We start from the raw sequence: 20,101 nt of genomic DNA on the forward strand, positions 1-20,101 counted from the left end.
CCCTCACGGAATGGGCTGCGCCCATGAGCACTCTTCGCATCGACAACGTCTCGCGCTGGTTCGGCAATGTGGTGGCCGTCAATGACGTCTCCATGGTCATCGGCCCCGGTGTCACCGGCCTGCTCGGCCCCAACGGCGCCGGGAAGTCCACCCTCATCAACATGATGGGCGGCTTCCTGGCCCCCTCCACCGGCACGGTCACCCTCGACGGAACGGCGATCTGGCGCAACGAGCAGATCTACCGCCACATCGGCATCGTCCCCGAGCGGGAAGCCATGTACGACTTCTTGACCGGCCTGGAATTCGTGCGTGCCAACGCCGAGTTGCACGGCCTGGGCGCCAAGGAGGCGCAACGGGCGCTCGCCACGGTCGAGATGGAGTACGCCCAGGACCGCAAGATCGCCACGTACAGCAAGGGCATGCGCCAGCGCGTGAAGATGGCGTCCGCCCTCGTCCACGACCCGTCGGTGCTCCTCCTCGACGAGCCGTTCAACGGCATGGACCCGCGGCAGCGCATGCAGCTCATGGAGCTGCTGCGGCAGATGGGCGCGCAGGGCCGCACGGTCCTGTTCTCCTCGCACATCCTGGAGGAGGTCGAGCAGTTGGCGGCCCACATCGAGGTCGTCGTCGCGGGCCGGCACGCCGCGTCCGGTGACTTCCGCAAGATCCGCCGGCTGATGACGGACCGCCCGCACCGCTATCTCGTGCGCTCCAGCGACGACCGGGCGCTCGCCGCCGCGCTCATCGCGGACCCGTCCACGTCGGGCATCGAAGTGGACGTCCAGGAGGGCGCCCTGCGCGTCCAGGCCGTCGACTTCGGCCGCTTCACCGAGCTTCTGCCGCGCGTCGCCCGCGCGCAGGGCATCCGCCTCCTGACGGTCTCGCCCTCCGACGAGTCGCTGGAATCGGTCTTCTCCTACCTCGTCGCGGCCTGAAAGGAGCCCTCAGCGATGTCAGCGTCCTCCGGGCTGTACCACCCCACCGTCGCCCGGCTCACCTACCGGGCCCTCCTCGGCCGCCGCCGGGCCGCGATCCTCTTCGCCCTGCCCGCCCTGCTGCTGATCATCTCTGCGGTGATCCGCGTCATGACCGGTGCCGACGACGAGACGGCCACCACCGTCCTCGGCGGCTTCGCGCTCGCCACGATGGTCCCGCTCATCGGCGTCGTCGCCGGTACGGGCGCGATCGGCCCGGAGATCGACGACGGCTCGGTGGTCTACCTCCTGGCCAAGCCGATCAAGCGGCCCACGATCATCTTCACCAAGCTGATCGTCGCGATCGGGGTCACCGTCGCCTTCTCGGCGGTCCCCACGCTCGTCGCGGGCTACATCCTCAACGGCAACAGCCAGCAGATCGCCGTGGCCTACGCCGCCGCCGCTGCCGTCGCCTCCATCGCCTACAGCGCGGTCTTCCTGCTGCTGGGCACCGTCACCCGGCACGCGGTCGTCGCCGGCCTCGTCTACGCCCTGGTGTGGGAGTCGCTCTTCGGCAACCTCATCCCGGGCGCCCGCACCCTCAGCGTCCAGCAGTGGTCCCTGGCGCTCGCCCAGAAGATCGGCGCGGAGGGCGCGATCAGCTCGGACGTCGGCCTGCCGCTGGCGCTCGTCCTGCTGATCGGCGTCACGGTGGCGGCTACGTGGTTTGCGGGGCGCAAGCTGCGAACGCTGACCCTCGCCGGGGAGGAGTGAGCTGGGCTGCGGGCCGGTGTTGGGCGCACCCCCGCTGCGCGGTGGTGTCCTCAATCGCCGGACGGGCTGGATGGGGCTGACCTCAGCCGCTGCGAGCCCGTGTCGTTCGGACCCCCGCTGCGCGGTGGTGTCCTCAATCGCCGGACGGGCTGGATGGGCTGAGCTCAGCCTTCAGCTGTCCGCCGCCGCAGGCGTTCAGTAGCCCAACAGCACCCGGGCGATCAGGACCTGCTCGGGTGCGAGGGTTTCCTCGCCCTCCTCGCAGTCCTCCACGTCCCACAGGGCGTTCTGCAGCACGCGGGCCAGCGTCCAGTTCACCGCGCGCCGCCGGTCCAAACCCATGGTCTCGGTCATCAGATCGAAGCGGCGGCGCACCGCGCGTTCCACGTCACCGGTCCGGACGACGTCGTCCCAGCGGTTGCGGAGCGCGGGCAGCAGCTCGAAGCCGGGGTCGCCCGCGAGCGGCTTCGGGTCGATGGCGAGCCACGGCTCGCGGCCGCTATCCGGCAACGGCGCCAGCACGTTCTCGTAGTGCAGATCCCAGTGCAGCAGCCGGTCACCCGCCTCGCCGGCCACGTCCCGCACGGCGGCCGCGCAGGAGCGCAGCAGCTCCCGTTCGGCCGGGTCGGCCAGGGCCGGGAGCGCGTCCGGCACCTCGGCGAGCATGTCGGCCGCGAGCTCGGCGAGGGTCCGCAGACCGGCCGGTGCGGGGGCCGAAACCAGGCGGGCCAGCAGTTCGGTGAGCGTCAGCAGCGCGGCCTCGTCGTACTCCACCGAGGCCAGCGAGCGCCCGGCGTCCAGCCGCTCCAGCAGCATCGTGCCGGAGGCGTCGTCGTGGCCGAGGAGCCGGACCGCGCCGCCGCCGCCCCACGCGCGCAGCGCGGCGGGCTCCCCCTCGGTCTCCTCGTCGACCGGCTGGAGCTTGAGCACGGCCGGGGTGTCGTCCGCGCGGCGCACGGGCAGGACGAGCGCCACCGCCCCGTGCGCCGGGGGACCGTCGAGCCGCAGCTCCCAGCGGTCCAGGAAACCGGCGGCCAGCCCGGGCAGCCCGGCGATCCAGGCGCGGCCCTCCTCGTCCTCGTACGACTCGTGGTACTCCGCCAGTTCGGCGGGGACGGTGATCCGGGAAGCGTCGAACACGGCGGTCGGTCTCCTCGACACGGGTGCGGGTGCGGGTTCGGGACAAAGTGGTGGTTCCCGGTCGTGGGGGGAGCCACCACCGGGAACCACCACCCTGTTCAACGTCTCAGATCTTCCGATCGCGCCCGGCGCCGAGCCCGAGCATCACCAAGCCCGCGCACACCACCAGGAGCAGGATGATCGGGATGTTCCAGCCGCCGGTCGCCTGGTGGACGGCGCCCAGCGCGAACGGCCCGACGGCCGCCAGCAGATAGCCCCACGTCTGCGCCATGCCGGAGAGCCGGGCGGCGGTGTGGGCGTCGCGGGTGCGCAGCACCATCATCGTCAGTGCGAGGCCCAGCGCACCGCCCTGGCCGATGCCGAGCAGCACCGCCCACAGCCACGCACCGGCGACCGGGGCCACGAGCAGCCCGGTGATGCCCGCCGCCATGAACAGCACCACGGAGACCGCCAGCAGGCGCTGCGAGCGCATCCGCCCGGCCAGCATCGGCACGACGAACGAACCGGCCATCTGCACCAGGGTGCTGAACGCGAAGACGAGACCGGCCTCGGCCTTGCTCATGCCGTGGTCCGTGAAGATCGTCGGCAGCCAGGCGATGCAGACGTAGGCCACGAGCGACTGCGACCCCATGAAGAGGGTGATCTGCCAGGCCAGCGGCGTACGGACGAGGTCGGTGCCGGCACTGGGCACGGGCTTCGCCGAGGGCTGCCCGTGCCCGGTGCCCCGGCGCGAGATGACCACCTGCGGGATCCACACCGCCGCGGCGAGCGCCGCGAGCAGCGCCCAGGAGGCGAGGGAGCCCTGCCAGCCGCCGAGGGCGTTCTCCAGCGGCACGGCGGAGGCCGCGGAGACGGTGGCGCCGAGGATCATCGCGGTCGAGTAGAGCGCGGTCATGCTCGCGGCCCGGTCCGGGAAGTCCCGCTTGATCAGACCCGGCATGAGGACGTTGAGCAGGGCTATCGCGGTGCCGACGAGCGCACAGCCGACGAAGAGCGCCACGACGGGCGGCGCGACGCGCAGCACGATGCCGCCGCACAGCAGCACGAGCGCGCCGCAGAGCACGGCCTCGGTGCCCCAGCGCCGGGCGAGCTTCGGCGCGACGATCGAGCCGAGCCCCATGAAGACGAGCGGAATGGTCGTCACCAGGCTGCTCGCGGCGGCGGCCAGGTGGAAGTGGTCGCCGATCTCGCCGAGGAGCGGCGAGACCCCGGCGAGCGCGGCCCGCATATTGAGCGAGGCGAGGACGATGCCGAGCATCACGAGCGCGGGATGGGCACGCAGCCGCCGTCTCGCGGCGGCCACGGGCGCGGTGGGCGCCAGGGCCTCCTCCGCGTCGATCAATGGTGCTTCGGACCTCGTCTCGGACATGGTGGTGCCTTTCCCAAAGGTGGTGCGGTGGTGCGGGGGGCGGCCGGGCCGTCGGGTCAGCGCTCGGCCAGCAGGGACTCGACGGCCTGCTTCGGGCGGTCGAGCAGCGCCCGGGCGGCGCGGGCGGCGGCGTCGGGGTCACCGGAGGCGATGGCGTCCATGAGCGCGTGGTGGTCGCCGTGGACGATGCGCGGCATCTCGCGGTCGCCGAGCGCGGTGACCAGCGACTCGCGCACCGAGCTGCTGAACCAGCCGTAGGTGGCGGTCAGCGCGCTGTTGTGCGCGGCCTCGACGACGGCCTTGTGGAACGCGATGTCGTGATCGGCGTACAGCTCCAGATTCCCGGAGTCGGGCTGGCCGTCGGGGTCCTCGAACGCCGTCTGCGCGTCCAGCGCGGCGCGCATCCGCTCCAGGTCGGCGGGCTCGTGCCGGACCGCCGCGAGCCGCGCGGCCTCGGCCTCCAGCGCGATGCGCAGCTCCAGCACGTCCCGCACGCCGGCGCGCTGCAGACCGCGCATGATCTCGCCGGGGTCGGCGGTGGAGACGACGAACGTGCCCTCGCCCTGCCTGGAGCGCAGCATTCCGGCGTGCACGAGGACGCGGACGGCTTCGCGGACGGTGTTGCGTCCGACCTGAAGCTGCTCGGCGAGCGCGTGCTCGGTGGGGATACGGCCGCCCACGGCCCATTCGCCGGCGGTGACCTGGGCTCGGAGCTGGTCGACGACGGTGTCCACCAGGGACTGGCGTCCGGCTGCTCTCAAGGTCATTTCGTCCTCCGGACGGGGGGTCTGGACGGGGTTTGCCCGGTTGCCCAGTCATCCTACAACTGGGCCGCTCAATCGCCGGACGGGCTTGAGGTGGCTGGATTCGTCGGCGCGCGGAGTTCTGGAGCCGCGGCTACCTTCGAATGGTGACAGCCGCCGATCGGATACGCCGCTGGGTCTGCTCGTCACCCGGTACGCACATCTGGCTGCTGATCATCGGCATCACCAGCCTCGTCATCGCGGCGGCCAGCGAGGGGCTGGAGACGTTCCTTCTCCACCGCACCAGCAGCAACATCCACGCACTCACCAAGCACCCGTTGCAGTCGCTGCTCATCAGTGGGTTCTGGATCGAGAGCCCGTCCTCGTTCCTGCTCTACGCCGTGCTCTTCGAGGTCTTCCACGCCAACGTCGAACGCTGGCTCGGCACCCTGCGCTGGCTGGTCACGGTGGCCGTCGCCCATGTCGCGGCCACGCTGATCAGCCAGGAGGTGCTGCTGCTGTCGATCCAGGAGCACGCGGTGCCCCGGTCGATGAAGCACGTTGTCGACATAGGGGTCTCGTACGGGCTCGCCGCTTCCGCCGGGGTGCTGGCCTACCGCCTGGCCCGGCCCTGGCGCTGGGCGTATCTGCCGGCGGTCACGCTGTTCTTCGGGCTGCCGCTCGTCACCGGGGGGACGACGTACACCGACCTCGGCCACGCGATCTCCGTGGCCGTGGGGCTGGCCTGCTGGCCGTTGACGCGCGGCCGGGGCACCTGGGGGCCGGTGCGGTGGCCGAGAGGACAGCCGGTCGGCGTCAGCCGAACAGCCGCTCCAGAACGGCCGCGATCCCGTCGTTCTCGTTCGAGTCCGTGATCTCGTCCGCGACGGCCCGCAGTTCCGGATGGGCGTTGGCCATGGCCACCCCGTGCGCGGCCCAGCCGAACATCGGGATGTCGTTGGGCATGTCACCGAAGGCGATGGTGTCGGCGGCCTTCACACCCAGGCGGCGCGCGGCCAGCGACAGACCCGTGGCCTTGCTCAGGCCCAGGGGCAGCAGCTCGACGATGCCTGCGCCCGCCATCGTCACGCCCACGAGGTCACCGGCGACCCGGCGGGCCACCTCGACCAGCTCGTCGTCGCCGAGGTCGGGGTGCTGGAGGTAGAGCTTGTTGAGCGGGGTGAGCCACAGCTCGGCCGGGTCCGTGATCGGGACGGCCGGCAGCGGGCCGTCCTGGATGCGGTAGCCGGGGCCGATCAGGACGTCGCCGTCCATGCCGTCACGGCTGGCGGCGAGGTAGAGGGGGCCGATCTCGGCCTCGACCTTGGCGACGGCCAGCGCGGCGAGCTGCCGGTCCAGCGTCACCGACGTCAGCAGCCGGTGCTCGCCCGCGTGGTAGACCTGCGCGCCCTGGCCGCAGACCGCGAGGCCCCGGTAGTCCAGGGCCTCGAGTATCGCCCGGGTCCACGGGACGGACCGGCCGGTGACGATGATGTGCGCGGCACCGGCCGCCGTGGCCTGGGCGAGGGCGGCGCGGGTGCGCTCCGAGACGGTGTCGTCGGGTCGCAGCAGCGTGCCGTCGAGGTCGGTCGCGACAAGGCGGTACGGCGGCGGGGCGGCGCTCACGGCGTCTTCCTCTTCGTTTCTCCGCCCGCGCGGCACCGTGGCGGCGCGGGCAGGGTGGTCGTGGGCAGCCCGCGCGGCGACCCGGAGGCCGCGCGCGAGCCGCCCGTACGCCTCACTTGGCGACCGGCTCCAGGAACTCGCGACCGCCCAGGTACGGGCGCAGCACCTCGGGGACGCGCACCGTGCCGTCGGCCTGCTGGTGGTTCTCCAGCAGCGCCACGATCGTGCGCGGCACCGCGCACAGCGTGCCGTTGAGCGTGGCCAGCGGCTTGACGTGCTTCCCGTCGCGCATGCGCACGGAGAGGCGGCGGGACTGGAACTCGTCGCAGTTCGAGGTGGAGGTCAGCTCGCGGTACTTGCCCTGGGTGGGGATCCACGCCTCGCAGTCGAACTTGCGCGAGGCGGACGAACCGAGGTCGCCCGTGGCCACGTCGATGACCTGGTAGGGCAGCTCCAGGCTGGTGAGCCACTGCTTCTCCCACTCCAGGAGACGCGCGTGCTCGGCCTCGGCGTCCTCCGGGTCGACGTAGGAGAACATCTCCACCTTGTCGAACTGGTGGACGCGGAAGATGCCCCGGGTGTCCTTGCCGTACGTACCGGCCTCGCGGCGGAAGCACGGCGAGAAGCCCGCGTAGCGCAGCGGCAGCTTCTCCGCCTCGATGATCTCGTCCATGTGGTACGCGGCGAGCGGCACCTCGGACGTGCCGACCAGGTAGAAGTCGTCCTTCTCCAGGTGGTAGACGTCCTGGGCGGCCTGGCCGAGGAAGCCGGTGCCCTCCATGGCGCGCGGCTTGACCAGCGCGGGCGTCAGCATCGGGATGAAGCCGGCGGCGGTGGCCTGGGCGATGGCGGCGTTGACAAGCGCGAGCTCGAGCAGGGCGCCGACGCCCGTCAGGTAGTAGAAGCGGGAGCCGGAGACCTTGGCGCCGCGCTCGACGTCGATCGCGCCGAGCGACTGGCCGAGCTCCAGGTGGTCCTTGGGCTCGAAGCCCTCGGCGGCGAAGTCACGGGGGGTGCCGACGGTCTCCAGGACGACGAAGTCGTCCTCGCCGCCGCGCGGCACGTCCGGGTGGACGAGGTTGCCGATCTGGAGCAGCAGGCGCTGCGTCTCGGCCGCGGCCTCGTCCTGCTCGGCGTCGGCGGCCTTGACGGCCGCGGACAGCTCGCCCGCCTTCTTCAGCAGCCCGGCCTTCTCGTCACCGGCGGCCTTGGGGATGAGCTTGCCGAGCGCCTTCTGCTCGGAGCGGAGTTCGTCGAAGCGGACGCTGGACGACCTGCGTCGTTCGTCGGCGGAGAGCAGCGCGTCGACGATGTCGACGTCCTCTCCACGGGCGCGCTGGGAGGCGCGCACACGGTCGGGGTCCTCACGAAGCAGGCGAAGGTCAATCACCCCTCCAGGCTACCGTTGCGGGCTGCGCCTGCCGCACGCGATATTCCTCTTCGTGTCGATATGTCCCATATTGAGGCGGGTGGAAAACGCTGTGAATAAGGAGGGCGCGCGGGTGCCGGGGAATTCGCGCGCATTTGCTGAAAAGGGGCATAGGGGCGGCACCTGACGCTGACACCCCTTGCGGCGGGCGGGAGTTGGCGGCCCGTTGTCCACAGGGGTGAGGGGTTCCGATTCTTTATCCACAGGCTGTGCGTGGAATCTGTGGATGCCGGAAGGGATCGTTCCGCCTCTACTGTCCTGTGCCGCAGTTTCTCCGGGTAAACGTCGCGCGAGTGCTCATTCGGGTGGTAATTGCTCGCCCTAAAGGGTTATTCGAAGGCGTTCAGGTGACGAAGGGGGCTCGGGGCGGGCGTGAGTGCGGACGGTCGCCCTGTGGACGGCCGCCTCATAGCTAGAGAGATTTGTCGACCTTGACCGATTCGTCTGATGCGGAGAGGGGTGACCGTGTCGACTTATCCCCAGGTCGAGTCGCGCCCTGTGGATAACTTCGTCGACTATCCACACCACCGCTGTGTGGAAGGCCACGCCACGCCACGCCGCTGCGTTGCGCTGCCTCGGAGCAGTGCCCGCCCGCCGATCAGGCCCGGCCGTCCTGGCAGCGCGTCAGCCAGTCCGCGGCGGCCACGAAGTCGTCGTCCGACGTCCCCGGCCGCGGCGGAACGCCGGCGTCCACCCCCGCCTGCGGGTACGAGCCGAGGAACCGCACCTTCGGGCACGTCCGCTTCAGCCCCATCAGCGCCTCGCCCACCCGGCGGTCGGTGATGTGCCCCTCACAGTCGATGGAGAAGCAGTACTGCCCCATGCCCTCGCCCGTGGGCCGCGATTCGATCCGCATCAGGTTCACCCCGCGCGAGGCGAACTCCTGCAGCAGCTCCAGCAGCGCGCCCGGGTGGTTGTCGCGCAGCCAGACGACGAACGACGTCCGGTCGGCACCCGTGCGCGCCGCGGGCCGCGCCGGACGGCCGGCCAGCACGAAGCGGGTCTGCGCGTTCTGCGCGTCGTGGATGTCGGTGTACAGCGCCTCGAGCCCGTACGTCGCCGCCGCGAACTCCCCGGCGAACGCGGCGTCGTAGCGCCCCTCCTGCACCAGCCGCGCCCCGTCCGCGTTGGACGCCGACGACTCCCACAGCGCGTCCGGCAGGTGCTGCGCCAGCCAGTTGCGCACCTGCGGCTGTGCGACGGGGTGACCGGTGACGGTCTTGATGTCCGCGAGCCGGGTGCCGGGGCGGACGAGCAGCGCGAAGGCGATCTGGAGCAGCACCTCTCGGTAGATCATCAGCGGTGCGCCGGTGGCGAGTTCGTCGAGCGTCGCGGTGACGCCGCCCTCCACGGAATTCTCGATCGGCACGAGCGCGGCGGCGGCCTCGCCGTTGCGCACGGCGTCGAGCGCGGTCGGCACGGAGACCATGGGCACGAGTTCGCGGGTCGCGGCCTCGGGGAGCGTACGGAGCGCGGCCTCGGTGAAGGTGCCCTCGGGGCCGAGATAGGCATAGCGGCTGGGGGACATGTGCGCTCCTCGCGGGTGGTTTGGGGGCAGCGTCGTCACGATATCTTCCGGCCGGGACGGTCGGTTCGTACCGGGGCTCGAGGACCGCGAAGCCGGCCGGCACGCAGCCGACAAGGCCTGCGCCCAGGGGCCCGGGGCGGAGCCCCGGTTTCGGGAAGGGGCGGGACTGGGGAAGAAGCCTCACCCCTCCAGCAACCGCTGCCCCACATACTCGCCCGGCGCGCAGCCACCCGGCACCGCGTACAACCCACTCGCCTCGTGCCGCAGGAACCGCGACAGCCCGTCCCCCCGGTCCAGCTTCCGTTGCACGGGGACGAAGCCCTTCAGGGGGTCCGCCTGCCAGGCGACGAACAGCAGCCCCGCGTCCGGGGCGCCGTCGTCCAGGAAGCCGTCGTGGTAGGAGAACGCCCGGCGCAGCATGGCCGCGCCCCGGTTGGACTCCGGTGCCGCCACGCGGATGTGCGCGTCGCCCGCGATGGCGAGCGAGCCGTCCTTCTCGATCTTGGTCAGGTCGACCGGCGTCGTCTCCGTGCCGCCGGACAGCGGGGCGCCGTCCGACTTGCGGCGGCCGATGACCTTCTCCTGGCGTTCCAGCGACAGGTGGTCCCAGCTGTCGAGCAGCATGCGGATGCGCCGGACGACGGCGTACGAGCCGCCCGCCATCCAGTCGCCGTCGCGGTCCGGCACGAAGACCCGGGAGGCGAAGTCGGGGTCCGACGGCTTGGGGTTGTTGGTGCCGTCCATCTGGCCCATCAGATTGCGGCCGGTCAGCGGTCGCGCGGTCGCGCCGGGCGACCGGTTGAAGCCGTTCATCTGCCAGCGGACGCGTGCCGTGCCGGCGGCCTGCTTCTGGAGCAGGCGCAGCGCGTGGAAGGCGACGAGCGAGTCGTCGGCGCCGATCTGTACCCACAGGTCGCCGTCGCTGCGCTTGCGGTCGAGCGCGTCGGCGGTGAAGTCGGGCAGCGGCTCCAGGGCCGCCGGCCGCTTCGCGGTCAGCCCGGTGCGGTCGAAGAAGCTGCGGCCGAAGCCGAAGGTGACGGTCAGCGAGGACGGGCCCGCGTCCAGGGCGATGCCCGTGTCGTCGCCCTTCGGCGCCTCGCCCGCCGCCAGCTCCGCCGCCGTCGCCGACCAGCGGCGCAGCAGCGCGGCGGCGGCCTTGCGGTCGGCTCCCGGGGCGAGGTCGAAGGCGACGAGGTGGCCGTGCGCCTGCGCGGGCTCGGCGATGCCGGCCTGGTGGGTGCCGTGGAAGGGCAGGGTCGCGGAGCCGACGCCGGCCAGCGCGGCCGGTGCGTCCCGTACGGCCTCGGCCCCGAACGCGCCGGCCGCGCCGCCCGCGACGAGCCCGGCCGCGCCCGCGGCCCCGGCGGTGCCCAGCAGACGACGGCGGCTGATGCCGTGGTGCTGCTCGGCCCGCGTACTCTCCCCGGCCTGCCCGGCCCGCGGGCTCTTCTCAGCCTGCCCGGCCTGCTTGCCCGGTCCGGCCTGTCCAGCCAGCTTCGTCTGCCCGGCCTGCTTCGCCTGTTCAGCCATCAGTTGATCTTCACGTTCTTGATCTCGGTGACCTGGTCGATGTCGGAGGTCCGTACGGTCAGGGACAGCTGCCATTCGCCGGCCATGGGCAGCTGGAAGCCGGTGGCCTGCCAGCGGCCGCCGGGGCGGCGTTCCAGCGTGGCGCGCAGCGGGCCGATCTCCTTCGCCTTCTCGGTGAAGGACACCTCCAGCTCGGGTACGTCCACCGGCCGCCCGGCGGCGTCGGTGACGGCGACGTCGAGGGTGTTGCGGCCGGAGCGCCCGGGGTCGAGGGTGATGCGGGCCGTGCCGCGCCCGTTCGTCCCGCCGGTGTCGTAGGGGATGCGCGCCTCGGCCGGGCCGGTCGCGGCCGGGGCCGCCGCGCCGGACGCGGCCCGCTGCTGCTCGGCCTCGGCGCGGCCGGGCTGCGTGCCGGTGAGCACGGTGGTGACGGCCAGCAGCACGACCGCCACGGCGGCCTCGGCGCCGACCGAGCGCCGCAGCCCGCTGCGGTTCTCGTCCGCGTCGCGCTCCCGCTTCCCGGCGGCCTTCTCCAGCGCGGCCCGCTGCCGGGCGAGCTGGGCGGCCCGCTCGGCGGAGTCGGCGCCGCCGCCCTTCGCGGCGGCCGTGACCTTCTGCGCGGCCGGCTTGGCCGACTTGGTCCTCTTCGGCTCCGGGCCGTCCGTGAGCCGGGCCGTCCAGCGCCGCGAGAAGTACGCGACGCCGACGAGGACGATCACCAGCCCGGCCTTGACCAGCAGCCACCGGCCGTAGGAGGTACCGGTGAGGGCGTCCCACGAGCCGACCTGCCGCCAGGACTGGTAGAGCCCGGTCGCGACCAGCGCGCACACCGACGCGAACGCGAGCCGCGAGAAGCGGACCACGGCCGCGCGCTTGAGCGGTTCCCCGGAGCGCAGGGCGGCCAGCAGCGCGGCCAGCCCGCCGAGCCACACCGCGACGGCCACCAGGTGCACCACGTCGACCGGCATCGCCAGCCACGCCTGTATGCCGACCGACGCGTGCTCGGCCATCGCCCACGTCGCCGCCAGCCCGACCGCGACGACGGTGCCGCCGATCCCGAGCCCGTAGGCGACGTCCCGGCGTTCGCCGCGCGTGCGGTCGTCGTCCTCGCGGGCGTACGAACCGAACAGCACGGCGAGGAAGACGGCCGCGGCGCTCAGCAGCAGCAGCCGCGACAGCAGTGCCGCCCCCGGCTTGGTGGCCAGCACGTCACCGAGCAGCGCGAGATCGAGGACGTCCCCTGTCCCCTTGCCGCTCGTGTACGCGCCCCGCAGCAGCAACAGCGCCGCCGTCGACGCGAAGAGGGTGATCCACCCGCCGACCGCGATCCGCTGCACGGACCGCGAGGAGCGGCACACGCCCGCGAAGACGCAGCCGCCGACGAGCAGCACGAAGCCGGCGTAGGCCGCGTACCGGCCCGCGTCGTAGAGGACCTCGACCGCCGGATCGACCTCGGTGACGGTGGCCGTGGCCTTCACCGTCGTCTTCGACGGCGCCCCGATGGAGAAGGTGAAGGCCCCGGCCACGGGGTGGCTGTCGGCCGAGACGGCCTGCCACGCCACGGTGTACGTGCCTCTCGCGAGCCCGGCGCGCAGCGCGACGGCCGCGGAGTCGGACTTGCCGTCCACGTGCTCGGGACCGCCCTGCTCGACCCGCTCGCCGCCCGGGTCCAGGACCCGTATCGAGTCGGCGTTGAGCATGACCCCCTCGGAGAAGCGGAGCGTGATCCGCTGTGGCGCCGTCTGCACCACCGAACCGTTGGCGGGGTCGGTGGAGGTGAGCGCGGCGTGCGCCGACGCGGGGGTGGCGCCGAGGCCGAGCGCGCACAACAGTGCGGCGAGCAGGGTGCCCAGGACGGACAGCACCCGCCTGGCGGTCGGGGTGGGCAGGGCGGTCGGGGTCGTCATCGCACGTCAGTCCTTGGGACGGAAGGTCGCGGTCTCGACCGGCACCTTGATCTTGACGGGTGCCGACGTGGCGAAGTGCAGGGTGAATTCGATCCGCTCGCCCACCTTGGGCTTGTGGTCGAGCTTGCCGAGCATGAGGTGGGTGCCGCCGCGGGCGAGCGTCAGCTTGCCCTTCGCGGGCACGTCCAGCTTCGCCGCGTGCTTCATCGCCGTGCCCTCGGTGGTGTGCATGGTGATGTCGCGCGAGAGCGGGCTGGTGACGGACGTGAGTTGGTCGGCCTTGCCGCCGTCGTTGGTGACGGTGAGGTAGGCGGCGGCCATGTCGGTCATGGCGGGCTGCGGCAGGTAGGCGCCGCTGACGGACAGCTGCGCCTTGTCGCGGCCCAGGGCGTTCTTCTCCGACTGGCAGCCGGTGACCAGCAGCAGACCCCCGGCGAGCACGAGGGGCAGGACGGCGGCGGTGGTGGCGGTGGACTTGGTGATCACGGGTTCTCCCCCTTGATGATCTTGGGAAGATCCTTGGAGTATTCGGCTGCTGTGGTCGTGGTCGTGTAGACCCAGTGCGCGGCGTCGTCCTTCGGCGAGAAGCCGATGACCTGGGCGCCGTGGTTGACGGTGATGGAGCCGTCCTTCTCCTTCTTCGGCTTCTCGACCAGGATGCCGAGCGGTTTGGCCGCCGCCTGGATCGTGTCGAAGCCGCCGGTCAGGCCGACGATGTCCTGCCCGCCCTGCGCGTCGAGCCACTCGCGCATCCGCTTGGGGGTGTCGCGCTCGGGGTCGGTGGTGACGAAGACGACCTGGAGCTTCTCCTGGTCGGCCTTGGGCAGCTTCTTCTCGGCGGCGGCGATGTCGGCGACCACGGTCGAGCAGACGTCGGGGCAGTAGGTGTAGCCGAAGTAGAGGAGTACGGGCCTGCCCTTGGTCTCCTTGACCAGCTCGTACTTCTTGCCCGCCGTGTCGTCGAGGACCAGGTCCGGCTTGTCCTTCGGGTTGTCGAGGACGATGGCGGCCTTCTTGGGCTCCGCGGACACGTCGGCCGCGGGCTTGTCGCTGTTGTCGGCTTCCCCGCCACCGTCACAGGCGGTCAGGGTGAGCGCGGCGGCGGTTGCCAGTGCCGCGCCCAGGATCTTGGTGCGCATGGAGTTCTTCTCCGTGGTCGGTCCGAGGTGCGGGGCGGCGGGCGGTACGGGCCCCCGCCGCCCCGGTCGTTCCGCCGGGCGTCAGATGTCGATGTCGGATTCGGACGTCGGACGTCGGACGTCAGGCGGTCACGTGGTGGGTGGGCCCGGCTCAGGCGTTGCGGCGGCGCCCGGCGACGATGCCGAAGGCGGCACCGGCCACGCCGACGACGATGCCGACGATGCCGAGCACCCGGGCGGTGGTGTCGGACGCGTCCTTGTCACCGGAGTCGGAGGCGGTGGCCTCGCCCTTGTTGTCCTCGGCGTCGCTGTTCTTGTCGCTCTTGGCGTTCTTGTCGTGGTGGTCGGGCGACGTCTTCTCGACGAGCTTGAGGGTCGGCGCCGGGTGCTCGGCCTCGTGCCCGCCCGGCTTGGACGGGTCGATCCAGCGCACGACCTCGTCGTCGGAGTAGGTCTGGAGCGCCTTGAAGACCAGCTCGTCGGCGTCGGTGGGCAGCTGGCCGACCGACAGCGGGAACTGCTGGAACTGGCCCGGCTCGATCTTGCCGCCGGACCAGGTGATCTTGGTGACGGCCTCGGTGATCGTCTTGCCGTGCGTCTTGAGCGGCTTGTCGAGCTTGGACTTCTCGACCTTCACGTCCCAGCCCGGGACGGGCTGCGGCATCACGGACGACAGCGGGTGCTTCGGGTCGAGGGTGACCTCCAGCTTGACCGTGGAGGCGTCGTCCTTCTCGTTCGGCACCTTGAGGGCGATGGTGCCGTAGCCGCCCTTCTCGGCGGTGCCCGGGATGCTCACGTGCGCGGAGGCGGGACCGGCGAGCAGCACGACGGTGCCGGCGGCGAGGGAGCCGATGACGGAGAGACGGCGCAGACGAGCGCTATTGGTGTTCATGGGGGTACTCCACAGGCAGGAGGGGACGAAGAGGGTGATGGCGCGCGTGCGGTGACAACACGACCGCCCTCCCGTCCGAATGCCGGAGTGCGTCGCGTGGTCAGGCCGCGAGGTCGAAGCGCGGCGGTCCCCGCCTGATCACGAAGTGCTGGAGCGCGGGCTCGGTCGCCGGACGCTCCTCGTCCCCGGCCGCCCGCCGGACGGCCGTCACCGGATGGTGGACCGCCTGGGCGCCCATGGCCCGTACGAGCACGAGCGCGGCGCGCAGCGCCCCGACGAGCGTGATCTCCGCGACCTCCCGCGCCGACCGCTGCGACAGCCGCACCAGGCGCCACAGCGCCTGGTCGCCGCGGCGCAGCAGCCAGCCCGCGGCCAGCGCCGCGAGCAGGTGGCCGAGCAGCATCGGCAGCGAGGGCGGCAGCAGGTGCGAGAGCGGGGAGCCGCCGGTGGCGGGGGAGTCCATCGGCGCGGTCATGACCATGCGCGACGGGTGGACGGCGGGGTCGAGCCCGGCGTCGGTGATGACGCGGCGCGCGTCGGCGCCGGACAGCGGATGGGACTGATTGCAGATCAGCTGGGCGGCGAAGTTGATCAGCCGCCCCTCACCGCCCGCCTGCTCGCGGGTGACCGCGGCGCCCTGCCGTCCGAGCGCGCCCAGCTGGCCGAGCCCGAAGAGGGTGTGCAGGGCGAGCTGGCCGACGGCCAGCCCGGCCGCGATACCCGGCAGCGAACGCTCCCGCCCGGCCAGGGGCACGGCGATCGCGAGGACGACGAGGAATCCCGCGCCCAGCGTCCACAGCGGCACGCTCGCACAGGAGGCCAGCACATGCCCGCCCGCGGACAGCAGAACACAGACCGCGGTGAACACCGCGGCCCGGAGCAGTCGCAGATCGGCGCCGACGCGCGCGACGGGGTGAGGCATGGCTGCGCCATCATCCCACCGCCCTTACCCCCTACCTACGGCAGGGGTCGGCCCTTTCGCGCTGCGAACGCGCGCCCGCGTGCGCCGGTGTTCGTCTCATATACACCGGTGCACCGCCACGCCGCGTCGTCCGAATGAGCGGACTCACACACTCCGGAGGCTTACGAGCCCCCACCCCTGGCTATACGTATCGGTATGTCGAGCCGCAGCCAGGAGGCTGAGCATGAGCATTTGGTGGTCACTCCACTTGCGGCGCGAAGCTGCGAGCGTTCCGCTCGCCCGGCGGCTTCTGATCGGCACCATGGAGACGGCCGGGGTCGATCCCGAAATCTCGTACGACCTCTCGGTTGCCCTGAGTGAAGCGTGTGCGAATGCCGTCGAGCACGGCGGTGATGCTTCCACGGACTACCGCGTCACCGCCTTCATCGATGGTGACACCTGCCGCATCGAGGTGACCGATTCGGGCCCCGGCTTCGCCGACCGCCCTCGCGAACCCCGCCGCACGAAGCGGCACCTCCCCCCACCGCAGACGAAGACCCCGGTTTCGGCTCACGAGGAGCACGGCCGGGGTCTCTTCCTGATCGAGTCCCTCACCGACCACGTCCGCGTGCGCAACCGGCCGGGCCGGCAGGGCGCCGTGGTGAGCTTCGACAAGATCCTCAAGTGGAGAGAGGGCGCGGCGCTCCTCCAGGCGTCGTAACCGTCCCCGCCCTCTGAGATCCAGCCCGCCCGGCGGTTGAGGCGTGGTCCCGGCGACAGCCGAGCCGTGTCGAGCCCCCGCCCGGCCAGGGCCCTGCATCAAGCTGCACCGCTCCGCGGCGAAGGCTGCAGCAAGCTGACATCAAAGTCCATGGAGAGCGGCCGCGCCCGCTGGCAATCTTTTCTCGTACCCAGAAAACGGGTCGGGGAAAAACAGCCAGGGGGAATCATGAAGAAGGTAATCCGCAACGCGACCGTCGCTCTCGTCCTCACCGCGGGAATCACCGCGGGAACGACCGGGATCGCCGCCGCGAGCACCGCTCATCACACTGCCGCTTCATCGATTCCCGCTGAGCAGACCCCTGCCGGGGAGACGCTGCACCAGGTCAAGAAGATTGTCGCCGACATCAAGCCGGTCAACGGCTGGCAGGTCAATGGCTGGCAGGTCAACGGCTGGCAGTAGGCATCGCCCGAAAGGCGATGGGCCGACGGCGATATCCACCCGGTGCGCAATCCATTTCGCGCCCCGCATTCTCTGAGGGTTACGAAAAGTCATGGCAGTGAAGGAAGCGGCGGCGGACGTACCCGCGTACAAGCCGCGCGATCTCGATGAATATCCGGCGGTCGACGCCCTCCTGGAGAGACTGGGCCTCGGGCCCTACCTCCGGGACACGCTCTCGGCACCCGTCGGGCGCAACGACTGCTGGGCCGGCGAGACGGCCGGCGGGGGCAAGGCCTTCGTCAAGCACCTGGTCGGGCCCGAGCCGGATGTGAAGGCGCGGATGCGGCGGCTGAAGGCGTTCGAGCAGTGCTCGGCGGCGATGCCCAGCTCGGCGCTGCGGGGCCCGCGGTTCCTCGGCTTCGACGAGGAAGCGGATCTGGTGGCCTTCGAGTACGTCGAAGGCGCGCGCAACGGCGCTCAGCTGATGGTCGACGAGACCTTCGACGGCGCCCTCGCACACCGGGTCGGCCGGGCGATCGGGCTGCTGCACGAGGCACGTCCGCCGGGCTGGGAGGACTTCGACGACTCACCGCCGTCCCAGCCGTCCGTGCGACTGCTGCACGGAATTCCGCTGCCGATGTTCGAGAATTTCAGCTTCGGCGAGGTCCAGAGCTGGCAGCTCATGCAGCAGGACGAGCAGCTGGTCAAGGCCGTCGAGGCGCTCCGGGAAAAGGAGCGGGCGGCGCCGAAGGTGCCCTCGCACTGCGATCTGCGGGTCGACCAGTTCCTGGTGAGCGATGACGAATTCCATGTCACGGACTGGGAGGAATTCCGGCTGGCGGACCCGGCCCGCGATGTGGGTGCCTTCGCCGGTGAATGGCTCTACCGTTCCGTGCTCGACATCGTCACCGACCGCGGCGACACCGTCTTCCTCGACGTCGAACTCACCCATGAGCTCGTCATCGAGCGCGGCGTCGAGAAGATGCAGCGACTGCTGCCGCTGGTCCGGGAATTCTGGCGGGGATATCGCGAGGTGCGCCCCGTCGTGGACGAAGGGCTCGCCCACCGGGCCACCGCGTTCGCCGGCTGGCACCTGCTGGACCGGCTGATGGCGAGCTCGCAGAAGAGCGCCCGGCTGTCGGGCATCGAGCGCGCCGCCGCCGGCATCGGCCGGGCGGCCCTGCTGGCCCCGCACAGGTTCGCCACGACTTTGGGATTCGAGGAGACGACATGAGCACCGGCACCACCACGCTGCCGTCCCGGCTCACGGACGCGCTGAAGGACGTCCAGGTATCGCCGGACGGCTCCGAAGCCGTCGTCCACGGCCGGGAGGTGACCTCCGACAACCCCCGTGAGATGCGCAGACTGCTCTCCGAGGCGCTGTACGACGTGCTGCACGCCGGCCGGACGCTGGAGAAGGGGACCATCTCGTTCCGGATGCGGGACGAGGAGTTCGAGCGCGAACTCGCCCACGGCGTACCGCACCGCGAGACCACCACCCGGGCACGGGTGTGCGCGGCCGAGGGACACGGCGGGACCGAGTCCGCACCGCTGCTCGTCGAGCGGGACGGGGTGCGGGTGTGGGTACCGCGCGCCCTCGTCGTCGACGGGGACTCCGGGACCCCCGGCGCGGTCGTCACCCTGCGCACCGCCGCGCTGCGCCCCGCGCTGTCGCCCGGCTTCTTCATGGTCGACGGCTCCCGCCCCCGGCCGCCCGGCCGGGACGTGCTGCGGGTGTACGTCAACATCACCTCGTGGCAGGAGGCGCCCGCGGTCTGGGCGACGGTCCTCGGCCACCTGGAGGACACCGGGACGGCGTACCGGGCGAAGGTCCTCTCCGCCAAGCCGCTGTACCCCCGCCGCGACTCCCTCGTGGTCTATCTCGCCGGGGACACCGCACACGCCGCCCGCGGCATCGCCGACGCCGTCGCCACGACCCCCGGCGTCGGACACGAGACCTCGGTCTACACCGAGGAGCTGGCCCCTGGTGTGGCCACCGCCTGGGAGCCGGACGACCGCCGCCCCGGCATGACCGGCCTCAGCTTCGGCCAGCACCGGGCCAGCATCACGGCCCACGCGCTGCTCGACGCCGCCAAAAGCGGAGAGCCCGTCGAGGCCCTGCTCACCGCGGCCTTCGTCGAGGCCGGTGTCGACCCGGCCAGCCCCGCCCGGAATTCCGGGCCCCGAGCCTGAAGTGATTGCAGGGAGTGACCCTGCGCACTCCCTGCTTTCAGTTCAGTCCTTACTCAACAAGGCCTTCTCGACAAGGCCTTACTCAACAAGGAGAAAAATCATGGACAAGACCGACGCGATCATGGACCTCGTCTCGAACTACGACGCCTACGCCGACGTGGCCGAGCTCAACGTGACCGCCGCCGCCGACGCCCCGGCCACCACCCCGGTCTGCGCCGCCACCCTCGCCAGCTCCGGCTGGTGCGCCGCCGGTGCCTCCGCAATCTCCGGCGCCACGTACGAAGCCGGTTGCTGACCCACCTCACACCCCGGGTGCCCCGCACCCACTGTGTCCGACTCAGCGCAAACAGAAGGGAGATCGCGATGGAGAAGTCCGAGGCGATCATGGATCTGATGGCGGGCTACGACGCCTACAGCACGGTCGACGAGCTGAACACCACCGCGGCCGCCGACGCCCCCGCCACCACCGCGCCCTGTGGTGCGGCAACCGTCAGCTGGCTCGCCAGCCAGTTCACCGTCAAGACCTACAAGGATGGGTGCTGATCATGGAGAAGTCCGAGGCGATCATCGACCTGATGGCGGGCTACGACGCCTACAGCTCGGCCGACGAGCTCAACACGACGGCGGCCGCCGAGGCCCCCGCGTCCACTCCGGCATGTGCCGCCGCCACGATGAGCTGGCTCGGTAGCCAGCTGACGGTGAAGACGTACAAGGACGGCTGCTGATCTCAGCGGTCTTGCCGGGAGCCGGGCGCGGTTCCGTCCCCCGCGGAACCCCGCCCGGCCCCGCCGGAACGGCAACACCCCACGTACGAAACTCCGTCGCACGACCCACCGTTGCGAGAAAGGCCGGCG

General features: G+C 71.5%; 22 protein-coding genes. 10 read left to right on the forward strand and 12 right to left on the reverse strand.

Translation table 11 applies throughout. The features are described from left to right. Positions 1–23: 23 nt before the first annotated feature. Positions 24–935: an ABC transporter ATP-binding protein gene (locus JO379_RS17655; protein WP_130878511.1), complete on the forward strand. Its 912-nt coding sequence runs from the start codon at positions 24–26 to the stop codon at positions 933–935. A gap of 33 nt (positions 936–968) precedes the next feature. Further along, a complete protein-coding gene (locus JO379_RS17660) occupies positions 969–1,688 on the forward strand; it encodes an ABC transporter permease subunit (protein ID WP_130878816.1) in 720 nt (239 codons plus the stop codon). 195 nt (positions 1,689–1,883) lie between these two features. Here the strand turns inward: JO379_RS17660 and JO379_RS17665 are convergent, their stop codons facing one another. The 3 genes from JO379_RS17665 to JO379_RS17675 form a co-directional block, all read right to left on the reverse strand. Beyond that, on the reverse strand, positions 1,884–2,828 hold the full coding sequence (locus JO379_RS17665) for an aminoglycoside phosphotransferase family protein (protein WP_209515720.1): 945 nt from the start codon (positions 2,826–2,828) through the stop codon (positions 1,884–1,886). A gap of 106 nt (positions 2,829–2,934) precedes the next feature. Further along, positions 2,935–4,197, reverse strand: coding sequence for a CynX/NimT family MFS transporter (locus JO379_RS17670; protein WP_130878509.1), 1,263 nt, complete (start codon positions 4,195–4,197; stop codon positions 2,935–2,937). A gap of 56 nt (positions 4,198–4,253) precedes the next feature. Beyond that, a complete protein-coding gene (locus JO379_RS17675; protein ID WP_130878508.1) occupies positions 4,254–4,964 on the reverse strand; it encodes a FadR/GntR family transcriptional regulator in 711 nt (236 codons plus the stop codon). Between the two features lie 143 nt (positions 4,965–5,107). Here JO379_RS17675 and JO379_RS17680 point away from each other — a divergent pair, with 143 nt between their 5' ends. Next, positions 5,108–5,815: a rhomboid-like protein gene (locus tag JO379_RS17680; protein WP_307842041.1), complete on the forward strand. Its 708-nt coding sequence runs from the start codon at positions 5,108–5,110 to the stop codon at positions 5,813–5,815. On the opposite strand, the gene JO379_RS17685 is transcribed toward JO379_RS17680, so the two are convergent. The 9 genes from JO379_RS17685 to JO379_RS17725 form a co-directional block, all read right to left on the reverse strand. After that, positions 5,757–6,566: an HAD family hydrolase gene (locus JO379_RS17685; RefSeq protein ID WP_209515722.1), complete on the reverse strand. Its 810-nt coding sequence runs from the start codon at positions 6,564–6,566 to the stop codon at positions 5,757–5,759. The genes JO379_RS17680 and JO379_RS17685 overlap by 59 nt on opposite strands. Positions 6,567–6,678: 112 nt before the next feature. After that, entirely contained in the window at positions 6,679–7,956 is a 1,278-nt protein-coding gene (gene serS / locus JO379_RS17690; RefSeq protein WP_209515727.1) for a serine--tRNA ligase, read from the reverse strand. Between the two features lie 637 nt (positions 7,957–8,593). Next, on the reverse strand, positions 8,594–9,523 hold the full coding sequence (pheA, locus tag JO379_RS17695) for a prephenate dehydratase (protein ID WP_130878505.1): 930 nt from the start codon (positions 9,521–9,523) through the stop codon (positions 8,594–8,596). 180 nt (positions 9,524–9,703) lie between these two features. Then, positions 9,704–11,053 carry an iron uptake transporter deferrochelatase/peroxidase subunit gene (gene efeB / locus JO379_RS17700; protein WP_209515730.1) on the reverse strand — a complete coding sequence of 450 codons (1,350 nt, stop codon included), beginning with the start codon at positions 11,051–11,053 and terminating at the stop codon, positions 9,704–9,706. Beyond that, entirely contained in the window at positions 11,053–12,960 is a 1,908-nt protein-coding gene (locus tag JO379_RS17705) for a copper resistance CopC/CopD family protein (RefSeq protein ID WP_130878503.1), read from the reverse strand. The genes efeB and JO379_RS17705 overlap by 1 nt, the downstream gene beginning before the upstream one ends. A gap of 6 nt (positions 12,961–12,966) precedes the next feature. Further along, entirely contained in the window at positions 12,967–13,446 is a 480-nt protein-coding gene (locus tag JO379_RS17710; protein ID WP_242626112.1) for a copper chaperone PCu(A)C, read from the reverse strand. Then, complete coding sequence (locus tag JO379_RS17715; protein ID WP_130878502.1) at positions 13,443–14,099, reverse strand: SCO family protein; 657 nt, start codon at positions 14,097–14,099, stop codon at positions 13,443–13,445. The genes JO379_RS17710 and JO379_RS17715 overlap by 4 nt, the downstream gene beginning before the upstream one ends. Before the next feature lie 151 nt (positions 14,100–14,250). After that, on the reverse strand, positions 14,251–14,991 hold the full coding sequence (locus JO379_RS17720) for a YcnI family copper-binding membrane protein (protein ID WP_130878501.1): 741 nt from the start codon (positions 14,989–14,991) through the stop codon (positions 14,251–14,253). Positions 14,992–15,091: 100 nt separating this feature from the next. Beyond that, a complete protein-coding gene (locus JO379_RS17725; RefSeq protein ID WP_209515733.1) occupies positions 15,092–15,913 on the reverse strand; it encodes a hypothetical protein in 822 nt (273 codons plus the stop codon). Between the two features lie 223 nt (positions 15,914–16,136). Here JO379_RS17725 and JO379_RS17730 point away from each other — a divergent pair, with 223 nt between their 5' ends. From JO379_RS17730 to JO379_RS17760, 7 genes are all read left to right on the forward strand, one after another. Next, complete coding sequence (locus JO379_RS17730; RefSeq protein ID WP_130878499.1) at positions 16,137–16,613, forward strand: ATP-binding protein; 477 nt, start codon at positions 16,137–16,139, stop codon at positions 16,611–16,613. 228 nt (positions 16,614–16,841) lie between these two features. Further along, positions 16,842–17,075 (forward strand): hypothetical protein, encoded by a 234-nt coding sequence (locus tag JO379_RS17735; protein ID WP_209515736.1) that lies wholly within the window; start codon positions 16,842–16,844, stop codon positions 17,073–17,075. A 91-nt stretch (positions 17,076–17,166) separates the two neighbouring features. Next, positions 17,167–18,288, forward strand: coding sequence for a class V lanthionine synthetase subunit LxmK (lxmK, locus tag JO379_RS17740; RefSeq protein ID WP_130878497.1), 1,122 nt, complete (start codon positions 17,167–17,169; stop codon positions 18,286–18,288). After that, complete coding sequence (locus JO379_RS17745; RefSeq protein ID WP_130878496.1) at positions 18,285–19,247, forward strand: T3SS effector HopA1 family protein; 963 nt, start codon at positions 18,285–18,287, stop codon at positions 19,245–19,247. The genes lxmK and JO379_RS17745 overlap by 4 nt, the downstream gene beginning before the upstream one ends. A gap of 100 nt (positions 19,248–19,347) precedes the next feature. Next, a complete protein-coding gene (locus JO379_RS17750; RefSeq protein WP_165451546.1) occupies positions 19,348–19,542 on the forward strand; it encodes an LxmA leader domain family RiPP in 195 nt (64 codons plus the stop codon). Between the two features lie 68 nt (positions 19,543–19,610). Next, positions 19,611–19,790 (forward strand): LxmA leader domain family RiPP, encoded by a 180-nt coding sequence (locus JO379_RS17755; protein WP_130878495.1) that lies wholly within the window; start codon positions 19,611–19,613, stop codon positions 19,788–19,790. Positions 19,791–19,792: 2 nt separating this feature from the next. Beyond that, on the forward strand, positions 19,793–19,972 hold the full coding sequence (locus tag JO379_RS17760) for an LxmA leader domain family RiPP (protein WP_130878494.1): 180 nt from the start codon (positions 19,793–19,795) through the stop codon (positions 19,970–19,972). Positions 19,973–20,101: the final 129 nt, after the last annotated feature.

This window comes from Streptomyces syringium (assembly GCF_017876625.1).
GTDB lineage: Bacteria > Actinomycetota > Actinomycetes > Streptomycetales > Streptomycetaceae > Streptomyces > Streptomyces syringius.